A 16,201-nucleotide genomic window follows, 5' to 3' on the forward strand; every position below is an offset into this window, starting at 1 on the left:
CTGTATTTTATAAATACAAATTATCTTGTGTATTTTGAATATACAACCTAAGATTTGTGGTACCGCTCGTCTGCAGGGTCGCGTCCATGAACGACTTCACCATCCGCACTGCGCAGCAACTGCCCGCGTTGCTACAGGGTTTTCGCAAGCAGGCCGGCCTGACCCAGGCCGAGGCAGCACTGCGGCTGGGCGTCACGCAACAGACGCTCTCTGCCTTGGAGCGCAACGCGGAAAAAGTCAGCACCGAGCGCCTGCTGCGCCTGCTGAGCATTCTGGGAGTCGACCTCGTCCTGCGCAAACGCGACGGCACGCAGCCCGACACGTCCACGTCAGGCCCGGCCTGGTAGCGCCATGGGCCGCCGATCCCGCACCCATGCACTGGGGCTCTGGATGAACGGCGCCTTCGTCGGCACCTGGACCCTCCCGCCCCAGGGCGTCGAAACCCTGCACTACGACGCTGACTGGATCGCATCACCGCAGGGACGTCCGCTGTCTCTGTCCCTGCCCTTCACGCCGGACAACGCACCACACCGTGGAAACGCCGTCCATGCCTGGTTCGACAATCTCTTGCCCGACAGCCAGAACATCCGCGAACGGATCGCGCGGCGATACGGCACGGCCTCTGTCTCTGCTTTCGACTTGCTGGCGGAAGTCGGTCGCGATTGCGTAGGTGCTCTGCAGATCTTGCCCGAAGGTGCCCACCCCGCCGAGACGGCATCCATCCAGGCCAGTCCGTTGAGTGACGCAGAAATCGCACAACTGCTGCGTGACACGCTCACGCCCGCCGCTGTCGGCGCGGATGATGAAGGCTTCCGGATTTCCATCGCCGGCGCCCAGGAAAAAACCGCGTTGCTGCGATTCGATGGCCGATGGTGCCGGCCTCATGAAACCACGCCGACGTCTCACATCCTGAAGCTGCCACTGGGACTGGTCGGCAATATGCGGCTCGATCTCAGGGACTCCATCGAGAACGAATGGCTCTGCGCCGAAATCCTGGCCGCCTACGGCATGCCTGTTGCCCGCTGCGAACCCCTGCGGTTCGAAGACATGAAAGTCCTGGCTGTCGAGCGCTTCGACCGGCGGTGGTGGCATCCGGACAACGGTGCCCCTCAGCTCATCCGCCTGCCGCAGGAAGACCTGTGCCAGGCGACCCGCACCCCGCCCCACCTCAAATACGAGGCCGATGGCGGCCCCGGCATGGACACGATCATGCCCCTGCTGAAAACCTCCGCCCAGCCCGAGCAAGACGTGCGGACGTTTTTCCAGGCCCAGGTGCTCTTCTGGATGCTGTGCGCCCCGGACGGCCACGCCAAGAACTTCAGCCTGTCCCTGCGGCCAGGCGGCGCCTACGCGCTCACCCCGCTGTACGACGTACTGTCGGCCTATCCGGTACTCGGTGAAGGGCCAGGCCGAATCTCGCCGCACCGCGTCAAGATGGCCATGGCGGTGCGCTCGAAGAATCCGCACTGGCGCATGCGCGACATCCAGTGTCGGCACTGGCTGGCGGTCGGAGAGCGCCATGGCGTGATAAGCGCGGACGGTGGCGACGTTCGATCCGTCGTGGACGACCTGGTCGCCCGTACGCCCGATGCGCTGGACACGGTTCAGGCCCGCCTGCCTCGGGATTTTCCGCCCGCGCTCGCCGACTGCATCCTGAAAGGATTGCGGGACGCGGCGGATCGGCTGGCAGGCTGACTGCGGCCTGGCTTCTTGTGAAGCCACCCATCGTCACGGTTTCCGGGAAATCGAGCGCCATGATTTCCTGCGCCACGGCGTTCCGATCCGTCACTACCGGATGGAAAAACGGCTCTGACCGGCCCAAATGAAAAATGCCCAGCCGTGGCTGAGCATCATGCAGGTGGCGCGCCCGACAGGAATCGAACCTGTATCAGAAGCTTCGGAAACTCCTATTCTATCCATTGAACTACAGGCGCATCAGCCGTCGGCACGGGGCCGACGTGTCTACCTGGGCACAGCCGCATGGGCCTACACAGGCGCCCCTGCCATTGCGGCACGGGGACGCCATTGTATCGTGTTTGTGCGTCCGCTGCTGGCCAGACGCGCGCAGGGCGGAGCACCGCCCACGGCGGCGGCGCAACGGCGACATGCACACATCCATGCAGCCACACAGGCCAGTCGCTATAATCTTCGGTTGAAGTCTATAACACGAACGCGTACTAGGATCCCATCATGAGTCTCCCTGAAAACGCCCACGGACACGAAAGCGCCATCAAGACCCCGCGTCAGTTGCTGATCACCGTCGTCCTGGCCTTCCTGATCCCGATCGCGGTCATCATCCTGCTGGTCAATCTGGTGGGTTCGTCCATCCGCACGGGCGCCGGCTCCGACAGCCAATCCGAAGAATCCATCGCCCGGCGCATCCAGCCCGTGGCCGGCTTCAAGCTGGTCGACGCTGATGCGCCCAAGGTCTTCAAGACCGGCGAGCAAGTCTACCAATCCACCTGTTCGGCCTGCCACGGCACGGGCGTGGCGGGTGCGCCGAAGTTCGGCGACAAGGACGCCTGGGCCAAGTTCATCAAGCAGGGCTACGAAGACCTGGTCAAGAACGCCATCCACGGCATTGGCGCCATGCCCCCGAAGGGCGGCAACGCCTCGCTGGACGACTTCGAAGTCGCGCGCGCCGTGGTCTACATGACCAACCAGTCGGGTGCCAGTTTCGAAGAACCCAAGGAACCGGCCGCCGACGGCGCGGCCAAGCCCGAAGCCGCTGCGCCCGCCGCCCCGGCCGAAGCCCCCAAGGCTGCCGAAGCCAAACCCGCTCCCGCCCCGGCCGCCGCGCCCCAGGCCGAAGCGGTCAAGCCTGCCGCCCAGGCCGAGGCCGGCAACGCGGTTGGCAAAAAGATCTACGAATCCGTCTGCATCACCTGCCACTCCATCGGTCTGGCCGGCGCGCCCAAGTTCGGCGACAAGGCCGCCTGGGAACCCTTCGTCAAGACGGGCCCGGACACCATGCTGAAGAACGCCATCTCCGGCGTGGGTGCCATGCCCCCGCGCGGCGGCTCGCAAGCCTCCGACGACGAGCTCAAGGCCGCCATCGAATATATGGTGGACGCCGCGAAGTAGGCCCGATTCCGCCGCCCCGGCGCGGCCTTTCGGCACCGATCAGCCCCGGCTCGCGCCGGGGCTTTTTCATGCGCGGACGGCGCAGCTCACGGTCAGGGTTCACCCACCCTGTTTTCAAACAATTGTTTGATTTAGAATGAGGCACTACCCGGCGGGCCGGCGGCCCCATCCTCACGCGGAGACAAAACCTCATGCCTCACCCTCTCGTCACGTCGCTGCACCAGTCCATGACGCTGCCCGTCATGGCGGCGCCCATGTTCATCGTCTCGAACCCTGAACTGGTGATCGCCCAGTGCGCCAGCGGCATCATCGGTTCGATGCCGGCGCTCAACGCGCGCCCCCAGGAAAAGCTGGGCGAATGGCTGACGCAGATCGACACCAGCCTGGCAGCCCTGCGCGCCGCTGATCCGGACCGGCCGATTCCGCCCTACGCGATCAACCACATCATCCACCGGTCCAACGACCGGCTGCAGCACGACCTGGAGGTCTGCGCCGCGCACCGCGTGCCGCTGATCATCACCAGCCTGCGCGCGCCCAATCAGGTCGTGGATGCGGTCCACGGCTGGGGCGGCAAGGTCTTCCACGACGTGACCACGCTGCGCCACGCACAAAAGGCGCTGGAGGCTGGTGTCGACGGCCTGATCCTGGTGTGCGCGGGGGCCGGCGGCCATGCGGGCACGCTGTCGCCCTTCGCCCTGCTGGGCGAAGTCCGGCGCATCTTCGACGGCCCGATCTGCCTGTCGGGCGCGATCAGCCGGGGGCAGGACGTCCTGGCGGCGCGCGCCATGGGCGCTGATTTCGCTTACGTCGGCACGCGCTTCATCGCCAGCGAAGAAGCCAACGCCCAACCCGAATACAAGCAGATGATCGTCGACACGGCGGCCGCCGACATTGTCTATACCCCCTACTTCACCGGCATCCCGGGCAACTATCTGAAGCCCTGCGTACGCGCCATCGGCCTGGACCCCGACAATCTGCCGGCCGCCCAGGGTACGAACTTCGGCAGCGACAGCAAGAAAACCTGGCGCGACATCTGGGGCGCCGGCCAGGGCGTGGGCAACATCGACGCCGTGCGGCCCACCGCCGACATCGTCGCCCGCCTGCGCGACGAATACCGCGAGGCCGCCCAGGCGCTGCGCGACGGCTTCGTCGAGGAGGTCCGCGCATGATCCGCATCGAACGCCGGGACGCCATCCTGGAGATCCTCATCGACCGGGCGGAACGGCGCAACGCTCTGACCGACGCCATGTACCGCGACATCGAACGCGCCCTGCGCGAGGCCGACGCGGACCCCGCCTGTGCGGCCGTCATCCTGCACGGTGCGGGCGGGCACTTCACCGCCGGCAACGATCTGGCGGAATTCCAGATGCCGCAGGACAGCCGCGACGTGGGCTCGATTGCCTTTCTGCACGCACTGGCGTCCGTAGACGTGCCGGTGATCGCGGCGGTACAGGGCCAGGCGGTCGGCGTGGGGGTCACGCTGCTGTTGCACTGCGACTTCGTCTATGCCGCCCCCGACGCGGCGTTCCGCCTGCCGTTCGTGTCCCTGGGCCTGTGCCCCGAGGGCGCCTCCAGCCTGCTGCTGCCCCGCCTCGCGGGCGAGCGCCGGGCCGCCCGGTGGCTGTTGGGCGCGGAACCGTTCGGGGCCGCAGACGCCCTGGCCGGACAGGTGCTGAGCGCCGTGGAGGACGATCCGCTCGCCGCCGCGCGCGCCTGCGCCCGGTCGCTGGCCGCCCAGCCGGGTCCGGCCGTACGCGCCAGCAAGCGCCTGCTGCGCGAACCCGGCCGCGCCGAGGTCCACCGTGTCCTGGACGCCGAGGCTGCGGTGTTCTTTGAACGCCTGAAATCACCCGAGGCCCAGGCGGCCTTCCAGAAGTTCTTCGCCCGGACGCGCTGAGGCAAAACTGTTGTTTTCCCATCAAGGACCGGGGTTGTTTTCAAGCGCTTGCATGAGATTAGGGTTTTCCCCTATCTTTATCCTAGGGTTTACCCTATACTGACTCTATTGAAACCTACAACTTCTGAAACAGGAGTCAGTCATGTACGCCACGCACACCCCGAACCTGCTGTCCGACGCTCTCGAGCGCGCCTACAGCCGTTCCTTTCTCGACACCTCGTACCAGCCCCTGCAGCTGGGCAAGGCTGTTCGACAACTGGGCCGCGCACTCAAGCGCGCTGTCACCGCCACCGGCCGCTTCATCGCCGACGCGATCAACGCCCAGGCCGAAGCCCGCGCACGCGACATGCACTACACCCGCACGCCCTGGTAATCCACCCGCGGGATGAACCTGGACACCGATCGGTCCATGTTCAAAACCGGCTGCGCAGTGAACTGCACCCCAAAAGTTGGACATCCATCCAGCCTTTGGGGTGTTTTTCATACTAACGCTTCAACAGCGCCTTCAGCCGGTCCAGCGTCCGGTCCGGATCGGTATCGCCGACGGGGCGCGGCACTTCGGCCTGCAGACCCATTTCGGCAATGAAACGCGAGGGCTCGCAGATCGTGTCCTCGCGCCCGCGCCGCCGCTTGCGGCACCAACTGACCCGCAGCGTGCGCTGCGCGCGCGTGATGCCCACATACATCAGGCGCCGTTCTTCCTCGATGCGACGCGCCCGGGCCTCAACGGCGGTCTCGCTGACATCGCCCTCATCGTCGCCGCCCCGGTGCGGCAGCAGGCCTTCCTCGACCCCGATCAGGTAGACGTGGGGATATTCCAGCCCCTTGGATGCGTGCAGCGTGGACAGTTTCACCGCGTCGGGTTCCTCATCATCGGCGCGTTCCAGCATGGTGACCAGGGCGACGTGCTGAACCAGCTCCAGCAGCGTCATCTCGTCCTCGTCCGCCTTGCGCTTGAGCCAGTCCAGCAATTCCAGCACATTGGTCCAGCGGGCCAGGGCCTGGCGCTCGTCCAATATGTCGTACAAATGGCGCTCGTACCCCATGGCCGCCAGCAGGTCGTCCAGCACGCGGGCGGCATCGTCGCCGCGCTGGCCGTCGATGCCCACAGCCGCACCCGCCAGGCCGACAGGCGCCCCGGGCCGCGCCGCCTGCAAGGCATCCGACGGGCGGATCGCCGTGTCCGCATCGAAAGCCGGCGGGTCCGCGTCAAATGCAGGCGGGTCCGGATCGAAGGCCAGCAGATCGCCCTGGACGTCCGCACCCGGCAAAGGCGGCACCGCGCCACCCCGCCGCGCCGCACGCGCCTGGAAATGATCCACCAGCCTGACGAACTGATGCACGGCCTCGCGCTGCCGCCCGGCCGGCAGGATGGCCTCGGACACGTCGGCCGCCACTGCGTACAGCGATACGCCGCGCCGGGCGGCCTCCGTCCCCAGGGCTTGCAGCGTGCCCTGGCCGATGCCGCGCCGGGGCGTGGTCGCGGCGCGGATGAAGGCCGGGTCCTCGTCCTCGTTGGCAATCAGCCGCAGCCAGGCCAGCACGTCGCGGATCTCGGCCTTGTCGAAGAAGCTCTGCCCGCCCGACACGGTATAGGGAATCCGCAGCGTGCGCAGGGCCTGTTCCATGATGCGGGCCTGGTGGTTGCCCCGGTACAGCACGGCGAAATCCTTCCACTGGGCCTGGCGCTCGAAGCGCGCCGCCGACAGGCGCATGGCGATGGACTCGGCCTCGGCCAGGTCGGAATCCATGGGCGTGACCACGATGGGCTCCCCAGCCCCCAGTTCCGACCACAAGGTCTTGTCGAAGGTCTTGGGATTGTGGCCGATCACGCGATTGGCCGCCTCCAGGATGCGCTGGACGGAACGGTAGTTCTGCTCCAGCTTGATCAGCCGCAGCGCCGGATAGTCACGCGAGAGCTGGGCCAGGTTTTCCACCGTCGCGCCGCGCCAGGCGTAGATCGCCTGGTCGTCGTCGCCCACCGCCGTGAACATGGCCCGATCCCCGCACAGCATCCGCACCAATTGATACTGGCAGACGTTGGTGTCCTGGTATTCATCCACCAGCAGATACTGGACCCGGGCCTGCCAGCGCGCGCGCAGGGCCTGGTCGGCCGCCAGCATCTGCGCGGGCAGGCGGATCAGGTCGTCGAAATCCACCGACTGATAGGCCTTCAAGGTCGCCTCGTAGCTGCGGTAGATGCGCACGGCCTCGGCCTCATCGGCCCCCTGGGCCACCCGTGCCGCGCCATCAGGGTCCAGCAGAGCGTTTTTCCACAGGGATATCGTCTGCTGCACGGCACGCAGGCGGGCGCGATCGGTGGTGGCCAGCAGTTCCTGGACGATGCCCTGGGCATCGGTCGCGTCCAGGATCGAGAAGCCGCGCTTCAGCCCCGCGCCGGCGTATTCCTCGCGCAAAAACCGCAGGCCCAGCGAGTGGAAGGTGCCCACCGTCAGTCCGCGCAGCAGCCGGGGATCGACCAGCGTACGGACCCGCTCGTTCATTTCGCGCGCCGCCTTGTTGGTGAAGGTCAGGGCCACCACGTGACGGGCCTGGTAGCCGCATTCGCGCAGCAGATACGCCATTTTCTGGGTGATGACGCGGGTCTTGCCGCTGCCCGCACCGGCCAGCACCAGGCACGGGCCGTCCAGATAGAGCACGGCTTCGCGCTGGCGTGCGTTCAGGGCGTCCAGACCTTCCATGGCCTCAGATCTCCTGGGGATCGATCTCGATCCCCCAATGCTGGACCACACCCCGGGCCGTCTCGTCCAGGCCAGGCAGCAGCGCCCGCAGCAGCCGGTGCAGCGCGCCGCGCCCGTCCGACTCGAACAGCAACTGGGCACGCTCGACCCGCGCCACGCGCACGATGCGCAGCGGCACGGGATCATGAATCCGCACTCCGGCGGATTCGGGCAGGGATTGCGCCTGGTCGCGTGCAGCCTCCAGGAAGTCCAGCGCGTCACGCACCCGGACCGCCTGCGCCGTCAGCAGGGCCTGACTGGAAAACGGCGGCAGTCCGAGATCGCGGCGTTCTTCCAGGGCATAGGCGGCAAAACGCACATAGTCGTGCTGCAACAGCGCCTGGTAGATCGCCTGCTCGGGATAGTCGGTCTGCACGATCACCTGGGCCCCGCCCTGGCGCCGGCCGGCGCGGCCCGCCACCTGCATCAGTTGCGCGAACAAGCGTTCCGGTGCGCGGAAATCCTGGGAAAACAGCATGGCGTCGGCGTTCAGCACACCCACCAGCCCCAGGCGCGCGAAATCGTGCCCCTTGGACACCATCTGCGTCCCGACCAGGATGTCGGCCTCGCCAGCGTGCGCCTGGGCGAACAGGGCTTCGGCGCTGCCTTTGAGACGGGTGGTATCGGCGTCGATGCGCAGGATGCGCGCGCCGGGGAAGCGTTCCGCCAGGAATTCCTCGACCCGCTGCGTACCCCGCCCCATGGGCTGGATGTCGGGGTCGCCGCAGTCGGGGCAGGCGCGCGGCACCGGCATGGCGTCGCCACAGTGGTGGCATTGCAGCACGTGCCGGCCACCCAGGCGATGCAGCACCATGTGTGCCGTGCAGCGTCGGCACTGGCTGACCCAGGCGCAGGATGCGCAGCGCAGCACCGGCGCATAGCCGCGCCGGTTGATGAACACCAGGCTTTGTCCGCCCTGCGCAAGCCGCGCCTCCAGCGCGTCCAGCAACTGGGGCGTGAAGCCCTGTTCCAGCCGGGCGCGGCGCGTGTCCACCAGGCGGATTTCCGGCAGCGGCTGTGCCTGGGCGCGCTCCGGCAGCGACAGCAGCCGGTAGTTGCCTTCCTGTGCGTGGCGCCAGGTTTCCAGGGACGGGGTGGCCGAGCCCAGCACCACCGGGACGCCCAGGTCGTGGCCGCGCCACACGGCCAGATCACGCGCCGAATAGCGCAAGCCATCCTGCTGCTTGTAAGAGGCGTCGTGTTCCTCGTCGACCACGATCAGGCCCAGGCGCGGCAGAGGGGTGAACAGGGCCAGGCGGGTGCCCAGCAGGATATCGGCCTGGCCGCGCGACGCCCTCAGCCAGGCGCGCAGGCGGTCGCCTTCGGACAGGCGGCTGTGCATCACCGCCAGCCGGTCGCCCAGACGCGCGCGCACGCTGTGTTCCAGTTGCGGCGTCAGATTGATTTCCGGCACCAGCAGCAGCACCTGCCGCCCCGTCGCCAGCACATCCTGTGCCAGGCGCAGATAGAGTTCGGTCTTGCCGCTGCCGGTCACGCCATGCAGCAGCGCCACGCCGGTGCCGGCCGCCAACAGTTCACGCAGACCCGCCAGGGCGCTGACCTGGGCATCGGTCAGGGCCGGGCCGTCCTCGGCAGGCGCCGGATGGGAGGGCGACGACGCCGCAGCAGTGGCACCCGCCTCAGTGTCCCCATCCACAGGTACTGCCTGGGCGGTGTCCTTGCGCTTGCGGACGGCGCGTGAAGCCCCGGGCCGGCGATCAGCCCGGCATACCGGCCCGCCCGCCGAGCGCGTGCCGGTATAGGCGGCGGGCTTGCGCAGGGGCGGCGGCAGCACCGGCAACAGGACTTCGCCCAAAGGGCGGTGGTAGTAATGCGCAGCGAACTCCGCCAGACGCAGCCAGTCAGCCGGCATGGGCGGCAGGTCGTCCAGCACGGCCTCGATCGGCCGCACGCGATCGACCGCCACACCCGGCGCGTCACGCACAGCCCACACCATGCCCACCATGGCCCGACGGCCGAACATGACCCGCACGCGCACCCCCGGCGCTACGGGCCGGTCATGGGAATAGTCGAACAGGCCGGGCAAAGGCACGTCCAGCGCCACGGCCAGATAGACCGTTTGCTGCGGATCGGCGGGCGGCGCAGGCGACCGAGCCACGTCCGGCTCCCGATCAGCGACTCCGCCCGTTTCCCCGAAAACCGCATCCATCGGGCGTTTCAGCGGCATGACAGCTCCGCCGCCGCCATACCGCGCCCAGCCTGTGGATAACTTTGTGGAGAATCGCCACGGGAAAGAGTCAACACCAAGCCGCCCAAATGGTCAAGTGTCTTATAGATTTTTAATGAAGGCAGATTTATCTATCCAAATCAATGGTTTATGGAGCATAACCAGAATCGTTCTGCAAGAATGCACGTAAACCCTGGTTCCGAATTTTTTTGTGCATAAGCACATTAGCCCGAAGGCCGCATCACGCGGGGTTTTCGACTTCAAACAGGCCGCCCTGTACTCCTTTCCGGCCTTCATCGGGTGAAAAGGCCCGCATCCACGTCACGGTCTGCAGGCCGATTCGATTCATCCGGCATAGGACAGTCCGCAGAGCACCATCCTACGTCCCGCCTCATCCGTCCGCATTCATCAGGGAGCGGAGAGACGTGGATCAGCCTGCATGGTACGCGCGGCTGGCGGTGTGGACCTCGTCCACCAGGATCGCAACCGCCTCTGGCGGCGTGAACTGGGAAATCCCGTGACCCAGATTGAAGACGTGGCCTCCGTTGCCCACCGTACCGAAGTCGGCCAGCACCCGACGGACCTCGGTGCGGATCCCGGCCTCGCTGCCGAACAGGGTCATGGGATCCAGATTGCCCTGCAGGGCGACCTGGTCGCCGACCCGGCGCCGGGCTGCGGCCAGATTGGCCGTCCAGTCCAGCCCCACGGCGTCGCAGCCCGTGGCGGCGACGTCCTCGATCCACTGCCCGCCCCCCTTGGTGAAGACGATGGCGGGCACGCGATGGCCCTCGTGTTCGCGGATCAGACCGTCCAGCACCTGACGCGTGTAGGCCAGGGAAAACTGCTGGAACAGACCGTCGGCCAGCACCCCGCCCCAACTGTCGAACACCATCACCGCCTGGGCGCCCGCCCGGATCTGGGCGTTCAGGTAGGACTGGACCGCCTGGGCATTGATCGACAGGATGCGGTGCAGCAGGTCGGGGCGCTGATACAGCAGCGTCTTGATCTGGCGGTAGTCGGAACTGCCGGCGCCTTCGACCATATAACAGGCCAGGGTCCAGGGACTGCCGGAAAAACCGATCAGCGGCACCGAGCCGTTCAACTCGCGGCGGATCAGCGACACCGCGTCGAACACGTAGCGCAAGCGATCCAGGTCGGGGACCTGCAAGGCCTGGATGGCGGCCTCGTCACGCAGGGGGCGGTCAAAGCGCGGCCCCTCGCCCGCGACGAACTGCAGACCCAGCCCCATCGCGTCGGGCACCGTCAGGATGTCGGAAAACAGGATGGCCGCGTCCAGATCGAAACGCCGCAGCGGCTGCAGCGTGACCTCACAGGCGTATTCCGGATTCTGGGCCAGCCCCATGAAAGAGCCGGCCTGCGCCCGGGTCTGATTGTATTCAGGCAGGTAGCGTCCGGCCTGGCGCATCATCCACATCGGGGTGTAGGCCACAGGCTGGCGCTGCAGGGCGCGCAGGAAGGTGTCGTTTTTCAGTTCGGGCACAGCGTATCCTAAGAGAACAGCACAGTATCCGATGGTGCGGGTATCCCACCACGGATCCGGGAAATCGTCCGTGCGGGGACGTTGTCGGGATTTTACCCGGCCTGGGAAAGACGGGCAGAAGCCGGCCAGAACCCCGCTTGCGATCCGCATGAATCACGGGTCAAAGCCCGTTTTCGCACCTCATGGTTTACCCTTAAACAGGCCGCTTTTCCCCAAATACCAGAAATTTTCTCGTCGTCCAATAGAAATTCAGGCTTTTTATCTAAAACCCCGGTGTTAGCATTCACGAAATTTTTATATCTAAGGGTGTCGTGAGCCATGGAATTCCTGAATCAACTCGTCAACCAGATCAACGGTCTGGTCTGGGGGCCGCCGATGCTGGTCCTCATTCTGGGGACCGGCCTGTTCCTGATGGTGCTCCTGAAGCTGATGCCGCTGCGGCGCATCGGCACCGGTTTTGCCATGATCTGGCGCGGCCGTCACCGGGGCGACAGCACCACCGGTGAGATCAGCCCGTTCGAGGCGCTGATGACCTGCCTGGCCGCCACCGTCGGCACCGGCAACATCGCCGGGGTGGCCACGGCCATCGCCGTCGGCGGTCCGGGCGCCCTGTTCTGGATGTGGTGCACGGCCCTGGTCGGCATGGCCACCAAATACTGCGAGGTGGTGCTGGCCGTCCATTTCCGTGAAAAGGACGACCGTGGCGAGCACGCCGGCGGCCCCATGTACGCCATCAAGAACGGCCTCGGCCGCAAATGGCTGTGGCTGGGCGTGGCGTTCGCGATCTTCGGCGGCTTCGCCGGATTCGGCATCGGCAACATGGTCCAGGTCAACAGCATGGCCCAGGCCCTGGAGTCGTCCTTCTCCATCCCGCTGTGGGTGACCGGCGTGGTCACGATGGTCCTGATCGGCCTAGTGATTCTGGGCGGCATCAAGCGCATCGGCGCGGTCGCTGCGTCTCTGGTGCCCTTCATGTGCGTGGCCTACGTGCTGGCAGGCCTGGTCGTGCTGGCCATCAACGTCGAGCGCATCCCCGAAGCTCTGGATCTGATCTTTACGCACGCCTTCTCGCCCATCGCCGCCACCGGCGGCTTCGCGGGCGCCGCCGTCATGGCGGCCATCCGCTACGGCGTGGCGCGCGGGATCTTCTCCAACGAAGCCGGTCTGGGATCGGCCGGGATCGCCCAGGCCGCAGGCACCACCAACAACGCCGTGCAATCCGGCCTGATCGGCATGATGGGCACCTTCATCGACACCATCATCATCTGCAGCATCACCGGCCTGGCCATTGTGTGTTCCGGCGTCTGGAGCAGCGGCGCCAGCGGGGCGGCCCTGTCGGCCGCCGCCTTCGAGGTGTCCATGCCGGGCATCGGCGGGGCCATCCTGACCGTGTCGCTGGTGGTCTTCGCCTTCACCACCATCCTGGGCTGGAGCTACTACGGCGAGAAGTGCTGGGAATTCCTGCTGGGCACGAAATCGACCCTGCCCTACCGCATCATCTGGGTCGCCGTGATCCCGTTCGGGGCCATCAGCCAACTGGACTTTGCCTGGCTGCTGGCCGACACGCTGAACGGTCTGATGGCACTGCCCAACCTGATCTCGCTGATTCTGCTGAGCCCGCTGGTGGTGAAGCTGACGCGGGACTACTTCCAGAACAACCCGCAGTCCTGATCGACCCGCGACCGAGCATCTCCAGGGGGCCCACAGGCCACCTGGATACGCCAGGCGCGGAATCGTCCCCCCACCCAGGGGCGATTCCGCGCCTGTTTCATTCCGCAGCCTGCGTGCGGCGGTAGGGCGCGGGGTCGATGTCGTGTTTGCGCATCAAGGCCCAGAACGCACGCCGGTGCTTCTGGGCCATGCGTGCCGCCAGGGTGATGTTGCCCGCATGCCGCCCCAGGGCCGCGCGGATGTAGGCACGTTCGAACCGGGCGACGACCTGACATTTGGCGACACGAAAGGATTCCCGCGACGTGGCCCGCTGCATGGCCACGGCCACCGCATAGGCTTCCAGTTCGTTGCCGGAACGGTCCAGGATGGTGTTGCAGAACGCGATCTCGGATTCGGTGACGGGCGGTTCGGGCGTGCCGGCCGACAGGACACGCGGGGACAGCGACACGGCCCCGGCGCCCGACAGGCCGGAGCCCGACAAGCCGGCGCCATAGACCGGCCCCTGTTCGCAGAGACGGGCCGGAGCCAGCAGGTTCAGGGCATGATCCAGACGCGCACGCAGTTCCTCCGGGCAAAAGGGCGGCCGCAGGAAATCGGCCACCCCCAGCGCCATCAGATCGCGCACGGCCTGGGCCCGCAGACCCACCGCGTAGACCAGCAGCACCGCCGGCAGGCGGCTTGCCAGCGCGGCCAGCGCCGTGCGCCAATCGCGGATCGAGGATGCATCCACGTACAGCAGCCCGGCGTCGTAGCGGCCCCGCGCCATGGCCGGATCGGCCAGCGCATCGGCCGCCGAACCGGGCGGCTGCTGTGGTGTGTGCAGCATCAACCGCCCCCCAAGATGCGGGCCGCGCAAAGCGCCTGCCCAGTCTTCCCTGCCCGGCGCCAGAATCGCGCAATCCAGCCGTTCCCGCATGTCGCTGCTCCTGTTCGTATGGTGCGGACAGGATAGAAAAATGACGGTGTGTCGGATAGTCGCAAAACTACGGCCGTAGTTTCCACAATGACCCTCCCGGATCACAGGCCGCGTGCCGCCGTACCGCTCAGGCGCCAGCCCCCTGGCGCGTTCCCGCCACATGGCAGCGATAGGCGTGCAGGGGCTCGTCGGGCCGGGCCAGCAGGACTTGCGGCTGGTCGCAACCGGTCGTCGCCCAAGGACAGCGGCCGCGAAAGAAACAGCCTTGCGGCAGCGCGCTGTTACCCGGCAGCTCGGCCGGGACGGCCGGCGCGGCTTCGGGCCAGGGTCGATCCAGGCGCGGCACGGCATCGAGCAGTTCGCGCGTGTAAGGGTGGCGCGGGGATTCCAGCACCTGCGCGGCCGGCCCCTGTTCGACCACCTGGCCCAGATACATCACCGCCACCCGATCGCACAGATGGCGCACGACCGAGACGTTGTGAGAAATCAGCACGTAGGTCAGGCCGTGTGCACGGCGCAGTGCGCCCAGCAGGTTCAGGATCTGCGCCTGGACGGAAATGTCCAGCGCAGAGGTCGGCTCGTCCAGCACGATGACGTCGGGCTCCGGGGCGAGCGCCCGGGCGATGGCGATCCGCTGGCGCTGTCCTCCGGAAAACTCATGCACGTAGCGGTCGAGCTGCTCGGGGCGCAGACCGACTTGCAGGGCCAGGGCATCGGCCCGCGCACGCAAGGTGGTCTTGTCCAGGCGACCGCCTCGCGGCGCAGCCGCACGGCGGCCTGCGGCCACCAGCGGTTCGATGATGACCCGCCAGGCGGGCAGGCGCGGGTCCAGTGAGGACTGCGGGTCCTGAAACACGATCTGGACGTCGGCCGGGCGGCCGTCGGCGCGCGGCAGCCGCGACAGTTCACCCTGGGAGGGCGGCAACAAGTTCATCAGCACCGCCGCCAGGGTGCTTTTGCCGCAGCCGGACTCGCCGACGATGCCGAAGGCCTCGCCGCGCCGCACCTGCAGGCTGACACCGTTCAAGGCATGAGCGTGGCGCACCGCCCGGCCGCGCCAATCCCGGGCCAGCGGAAAGCGCACATGAATCTCGTGGGCGTCCAGCACCAACGAGCCCTGCATGGCGTGGACGCCCGGGCCAGATGCCGGACGCGCCCCGATGCCGGCCGTGCCGACGGGCGTCATGTCATGTCTCCCGCAGACTGCACGGCCGGCGCCGGAGCCGGGTCTGAGTCGAGCGGATGCCAACAGGCCACCCGGCGTTCCGGCGCGGCCCCAGGCCGCAACTCAGGTCGCTGGCGGCAAGCATCGTCCGCAAACGCGCAGCGGTCGAAGAACACACAGCCCTGCGGCGGCTGCCGCATGTCCGGCACCCGGCCCGGGATGGCGGCCAGATCGGCACCCGGCACGGCGCGCTCCGGCAAGCCATCGAGCAAACCGCGCGTGTAGGGATGGCACGGAGCGCCCAGTACCTGGCCGGTCGGTCCCTGCTCGACCACCGTCCCCGCGTACATGACGTACACCCGGTCGCAGAACTGCGACACCACGGCCATATCGTGGGTGATGAACAGGATCGCGGTGCCGCGCTCGCGCGCCCGCTGGCGCAGCAACTGCAGGACCTGGCGCTGCACCGTCACGTCCAGCGCCGTGGTGGGCTCGTCGGCGATCAGCAGCGCCGGATCGCAGGAAAACGCCATCGCCACCATCACCCGCTGGCGCATGCCGCCGGACAACTCGAAGGGATAGGCCCGCAGCGTCCGCTCCGGATCGGGGATCATCATGTCGCGCAGCAGCCCGCTGGCGCGCGCCAGGGCCTCGCGTCGGCTCAGGCGGTGATGCGCGCACAACACGCCCGCCAGTTGATCGCCGATGCGCCGGGTCGGGTTCAGGGCAGTCATCGGCTCCTGGAAAATCATCGCCGCGCGGCGTCCGCGCCATTGCCGCATCTGTGCTTCGGATGCGGCCAGCACGTCCTCGCCGCACAGCCGCAGGCCGCCATGCGTGACGCGGTAGCCGCCCGGGGGCAGCAGCCGCAGCGCCGTCATGGCCGTCACCGACTTGCCGGAGCCGGATTCGCCCACCACGCCGACGATCTCGCCCGGCATGACGCGCAGATTGACGCCAGCCAGCGCCCGGACCGAGCCGCCGAAGACGGGGAATTCCAGCGACAGGTCGCGAATATCCAGGACGGGTTCCGTCATG

Annotated in this window: 14 protein-coding genes and 1 tRNA gene; 7 read left to right on the plus strand and 8 right to left on the minus strand. The window is 67.1% G+C overall.

Translation table 11 applies throughout. The features are described from left to right. Positions 1–86 precede the first annotated feature (86 nt). Positions 87–347, plus strand: coding sequence for a helix-turn-helix transcriptional regulator (locus tag WA983_RS14360; RefSeq protein WP_424252055.1), 261 nt, complete (start codon positions 87–89; stop codon positions 345–347). Between the two features lie 4 nt (positions 348–351). Then, positions 352–1,695 (plus strand): type II toxin-antitoxin system HipA family toxin, encoded by a 1,344-nt coding sequence (locus WA983_RS14365; protein ID WP_424252057.1) that lies wholly within the window; start codon positions 352–354, stop codon positions 1,693–1,695. Between the two features lie 164 nt (positions 1,696–1,859). Here the strand turns inward: WA983_RS14365 and WA983_RS14370 are convergent. Next, positions 1,860–1,934 (minus strand) — tRNA-Arg (locus WA983_RS14370). 256 nt (positions 1,935–2,190) lie between these two features. Here WA983_RS14370 and WA983_RS14375 point away from each other — a divergent pair. The 4 genes from WA983_RS14375 (at position 2,191) to WA983_RS14390 (ending at position 5,354) form a co-directional block, all read left to right on the plus strand. Then, positions 2,191–3,084, plus strand: coding sequence for a c-type cytochrome (locus WA983_RS14375; protein WP_424312224.1), 894 nt, complete (start codon positions 2,191–2,193; stop codon positions 3,082–3,084). Between the two features lie 191 nt (positions 3,085–3,275). Continuing rightward, positions 3,276–4,253, plus strand: a complete 978-nt coding sequence (locus WA983_RS14380) for an NAD(P)H-dependent flavin oxidoreductase (protein WP_424250604.1) — start codon at positions 3,276–3,278, stop codon at positions 4,251–4,253. Continuing rightward, a complete protein-coding gene (locus tag WA983_RS14385; RefSeq protein WP_424312225.1) occupies positions 4,250–4,981 on the plus strand; it encodes an enoyl-CoA hydratase-related protein in 732 nt (243 codons plus the stop codon). The genes WA983_RS14380 and WA983_RS14385 overlap by 4 nt, the downstream gene beginning before the upstream one ends. 142 nt (positions 4,982–5,123) lie before the next feature. Next, positions 5,124–5,354, plus strand: a complete 231-nt coding sequence (locus WA983_RS14390) for a hypothetical protein (protein ID WP_424312226.1) — start codon at positions 5,124–5,126, stop codon at positions 5,352–5,354. Between the two features lie 112 nt (positions 5,355–5,466). Here the strand turns inward: WA983_RS14390 and WA983_RS14395 are convergent, their stop codons facing one another. The 4 genes from WA983_RS14395 to WA983_RS14410 all read right to left on the minus strand — a co-directional run bounded on the left by WA983_RS14395 (position 5,467) and on the right by WA983_RS14410 (position 11,731). Continuing rightward, entirely contained in the window at positions 5,467–7,683 is a 2,217-nt protein-coding gene (locus WA983_RS14395) for a UvrD-helicase domain-containing protein (protein WP_424312227.1), read from the minus strand. Between the two features lie 4 nt (positions 7,684–7,687). Then, positions 7,688–9,910, minus strand: coding sequence for a primosomal protein N' (locus WA983_RS14400; protein WP_424252162.1), 2,223 nt, complete (start codon positions 9,908–9,910; stop codon positions 7,688–7,690). A 430-nt stretch (positions 9,911–10,340) separates the two neighbouring features. Next, positions 10,341–11,411 carry a uroporphyrinogen decarboxylase gene (gene hemE / locus WA983_RS14405; RefSeq protein WP_424252164.1) on the minus strand — a complete coding sequence of 357 codons (1,071 nt, stop codon included), beginning with the start codon at positions 11,409–11,411 and terminating at the stop codon, positions 10,341–10,343. 92 nt (positions 11,412–11,503) lie between these two features. Then, positions 11,504–11,731 carry a hypothetical protein gene (locus WA983_RS14410; protein WP_424252166.1) on the minus strand — a complete coding sequence of 76 codons (228 nt, stop codon included), beginning with the start codon at positions 11,729–11,731 and terminating at the stop codon, positions 11,504–11,506. On the opposite strand from WA983_RS14410, the gene WA983_RS14415 reads away from it, so the two are divergent. Further along, positions 11,730–13,082, plus strand: coding sequence for an alanine/glycine:cation symporter family protein (locus WA983_RS14415; RefSeq protein ID WP_424252168.1), 1,353 nt, complete (start codon positions 11,730–11,732; stop codon positions 13,080–13,082). The genes WA983_RS14410 and WA983_RS14415 overlap by 2 nt on opposite strands. 97 nt (positions 13,083–13,179) lie before the next feature. On the opposite strand, the gene WA983_RS14420 is transcribed toward WA983_RS14415, so the two are convergent. From WA983_RS14420 to WA983_RS14430, 3 genes are all read right to left on the minus strand, one after another. After that, the gene (locus WA983_RS14420; RefSeq protein ID WP_424252170.1) at positions 13,180–13,998 is read right to left on the minus strand and encodes a helix-turn-helix domain-containing protein; all 819 of its coding nucleotides are present in this window, start codon (positions 13,996–13,998) and stop codon (positions 13,180–13,182) included. Positions 13,999–14,125: 127 nt separating this feature from the next. After that, positions 14,126–15,184, minus strand: a complete 1,059-nt coding sequence (locus tag WA983_RS14425; protein ID WP_424312228.1) for an oligopeptide/dipeptide ABC transporter ATP-binding protein — start codon at positions 15,182–15,184, stop codon at positions 14,126–14,128. Beyond that, positions 15,181–16,200, minus strand: a complete 1,020-nt coding sequence (locus WA983_RS14430; protein ID WP_424252174.1) for an ABC transporter ATP-binding protein — start codon at positions 16,198–16,200, stop codon at positions 15,181–15,183. Before WA983_RS14430 ends, WA983_RS14425 begins: the two co-directional genes overlap by 4 nt. Position 16,201 lies beyond the last annotated feature (1 nt).

The sequence above is a fragment of the Castellaniella sp. genome, from assembly GCF_049650445.1.
GTDB lineage: Bacteria > Pseudomonadota > Gammaproteobacteria > Burkholderiales > Burkholderiaceae_B > Castellaniella.

Excerpts from the sequence above, each read along its gene's own strand:
- WA983_RS14400 (WP_424252162.1), bottom strand. The coding sequence starts at position 9,910 with ATGCCGCTGAAACGCCCGATGGATGCGGTTTTCGGGGAAACGGGCGGA.
- WA983_RS14365 (WP_424252057.1), top strand. The coding sequence starts at position 352 with ATGGGCCGCCGATCCCGCACCCATGCACTGGGGCTCTGGATGAACGGC.
- WA983_RS14425 (WP_424312228.1), bottom strand. The coding sequence starts at position 15,184 with ATGACGCCCGTCGGCACGGCCGGCATCGGGGCGCGTCCGGCATCTGGC.
- WA983_RS14415 (WP_424252168.1), top strand. The coding sequence starts at position 11,730 with ATGGAATTCCTGAATCAACTCGTCAACCAGATCAACGGTCTGGTCTGG.
- WA983_RS14420 (WP_424252170.1), bottom strand. The coding sequence starts at position 13,998 with ATGCGGGAACGGCTGGATTGCGCGATTCTGGCGCCGGGCAGGGAAGAC.
- WA983_RS14430 (WP_424252174.1), bottom strand. The coding sequence starts at position 16,200 with ATGACGGAACCCGTCCTGGATATTCGCGACCTGTCGCTGGAATTCCCC.
- WA983_RS14375 (WP_424312224.1), top strand. The coding sequence starts at position 2,191 with ATGAGTCTCCCTGAAAACGCCCACGGACACGAAAGCGCCATCAAGACC.
- WA983_RS14385 (WP_424312225.1), top strand. The coding sequence starts at position 4,250 with ATGATCCGCATCGAACGCCGGGACGCCATCCTGGAGATCCTCATCGAC.
- WA983_RS14395 (WP_424312227.1), bottom strand. The coding sequence starts at position 7,683 with ATGGAAGGTCTGGACGCCCTGAACGCACGCCAGCGCGAAGCCGTGCTC.
- WA983_RS14390 (WP_424312226.1), top strand. The coding sequence starts at position 5,124 with ATGTACGCCACGCACACCCCGAACCTGCTGTCCGACGCTCTCGAGCGC.
- WA983_RS14380 (WP_424250604.1), top strand. The coding sequence starts at position 3,276 with ATGCCTCACCCTCTCGTCACGTCGCTGCACCAGTCCATGACGCTGCCC.
- WA983_RS14360 (WP_424252055.1), top strand. The coding sequence starts at position 87 with ATGAACGACTTCACCATCCGCACTGCGCAGCAACTGCCCGCGTTGCTA.
- WA983_RS14410 (WP_424252166.1), bottom strand. The coding sequence starts at position 11,731 with ATGGCTCACGACACCCTTAGATATAAAAATTTCGTGAATGCTAACACC.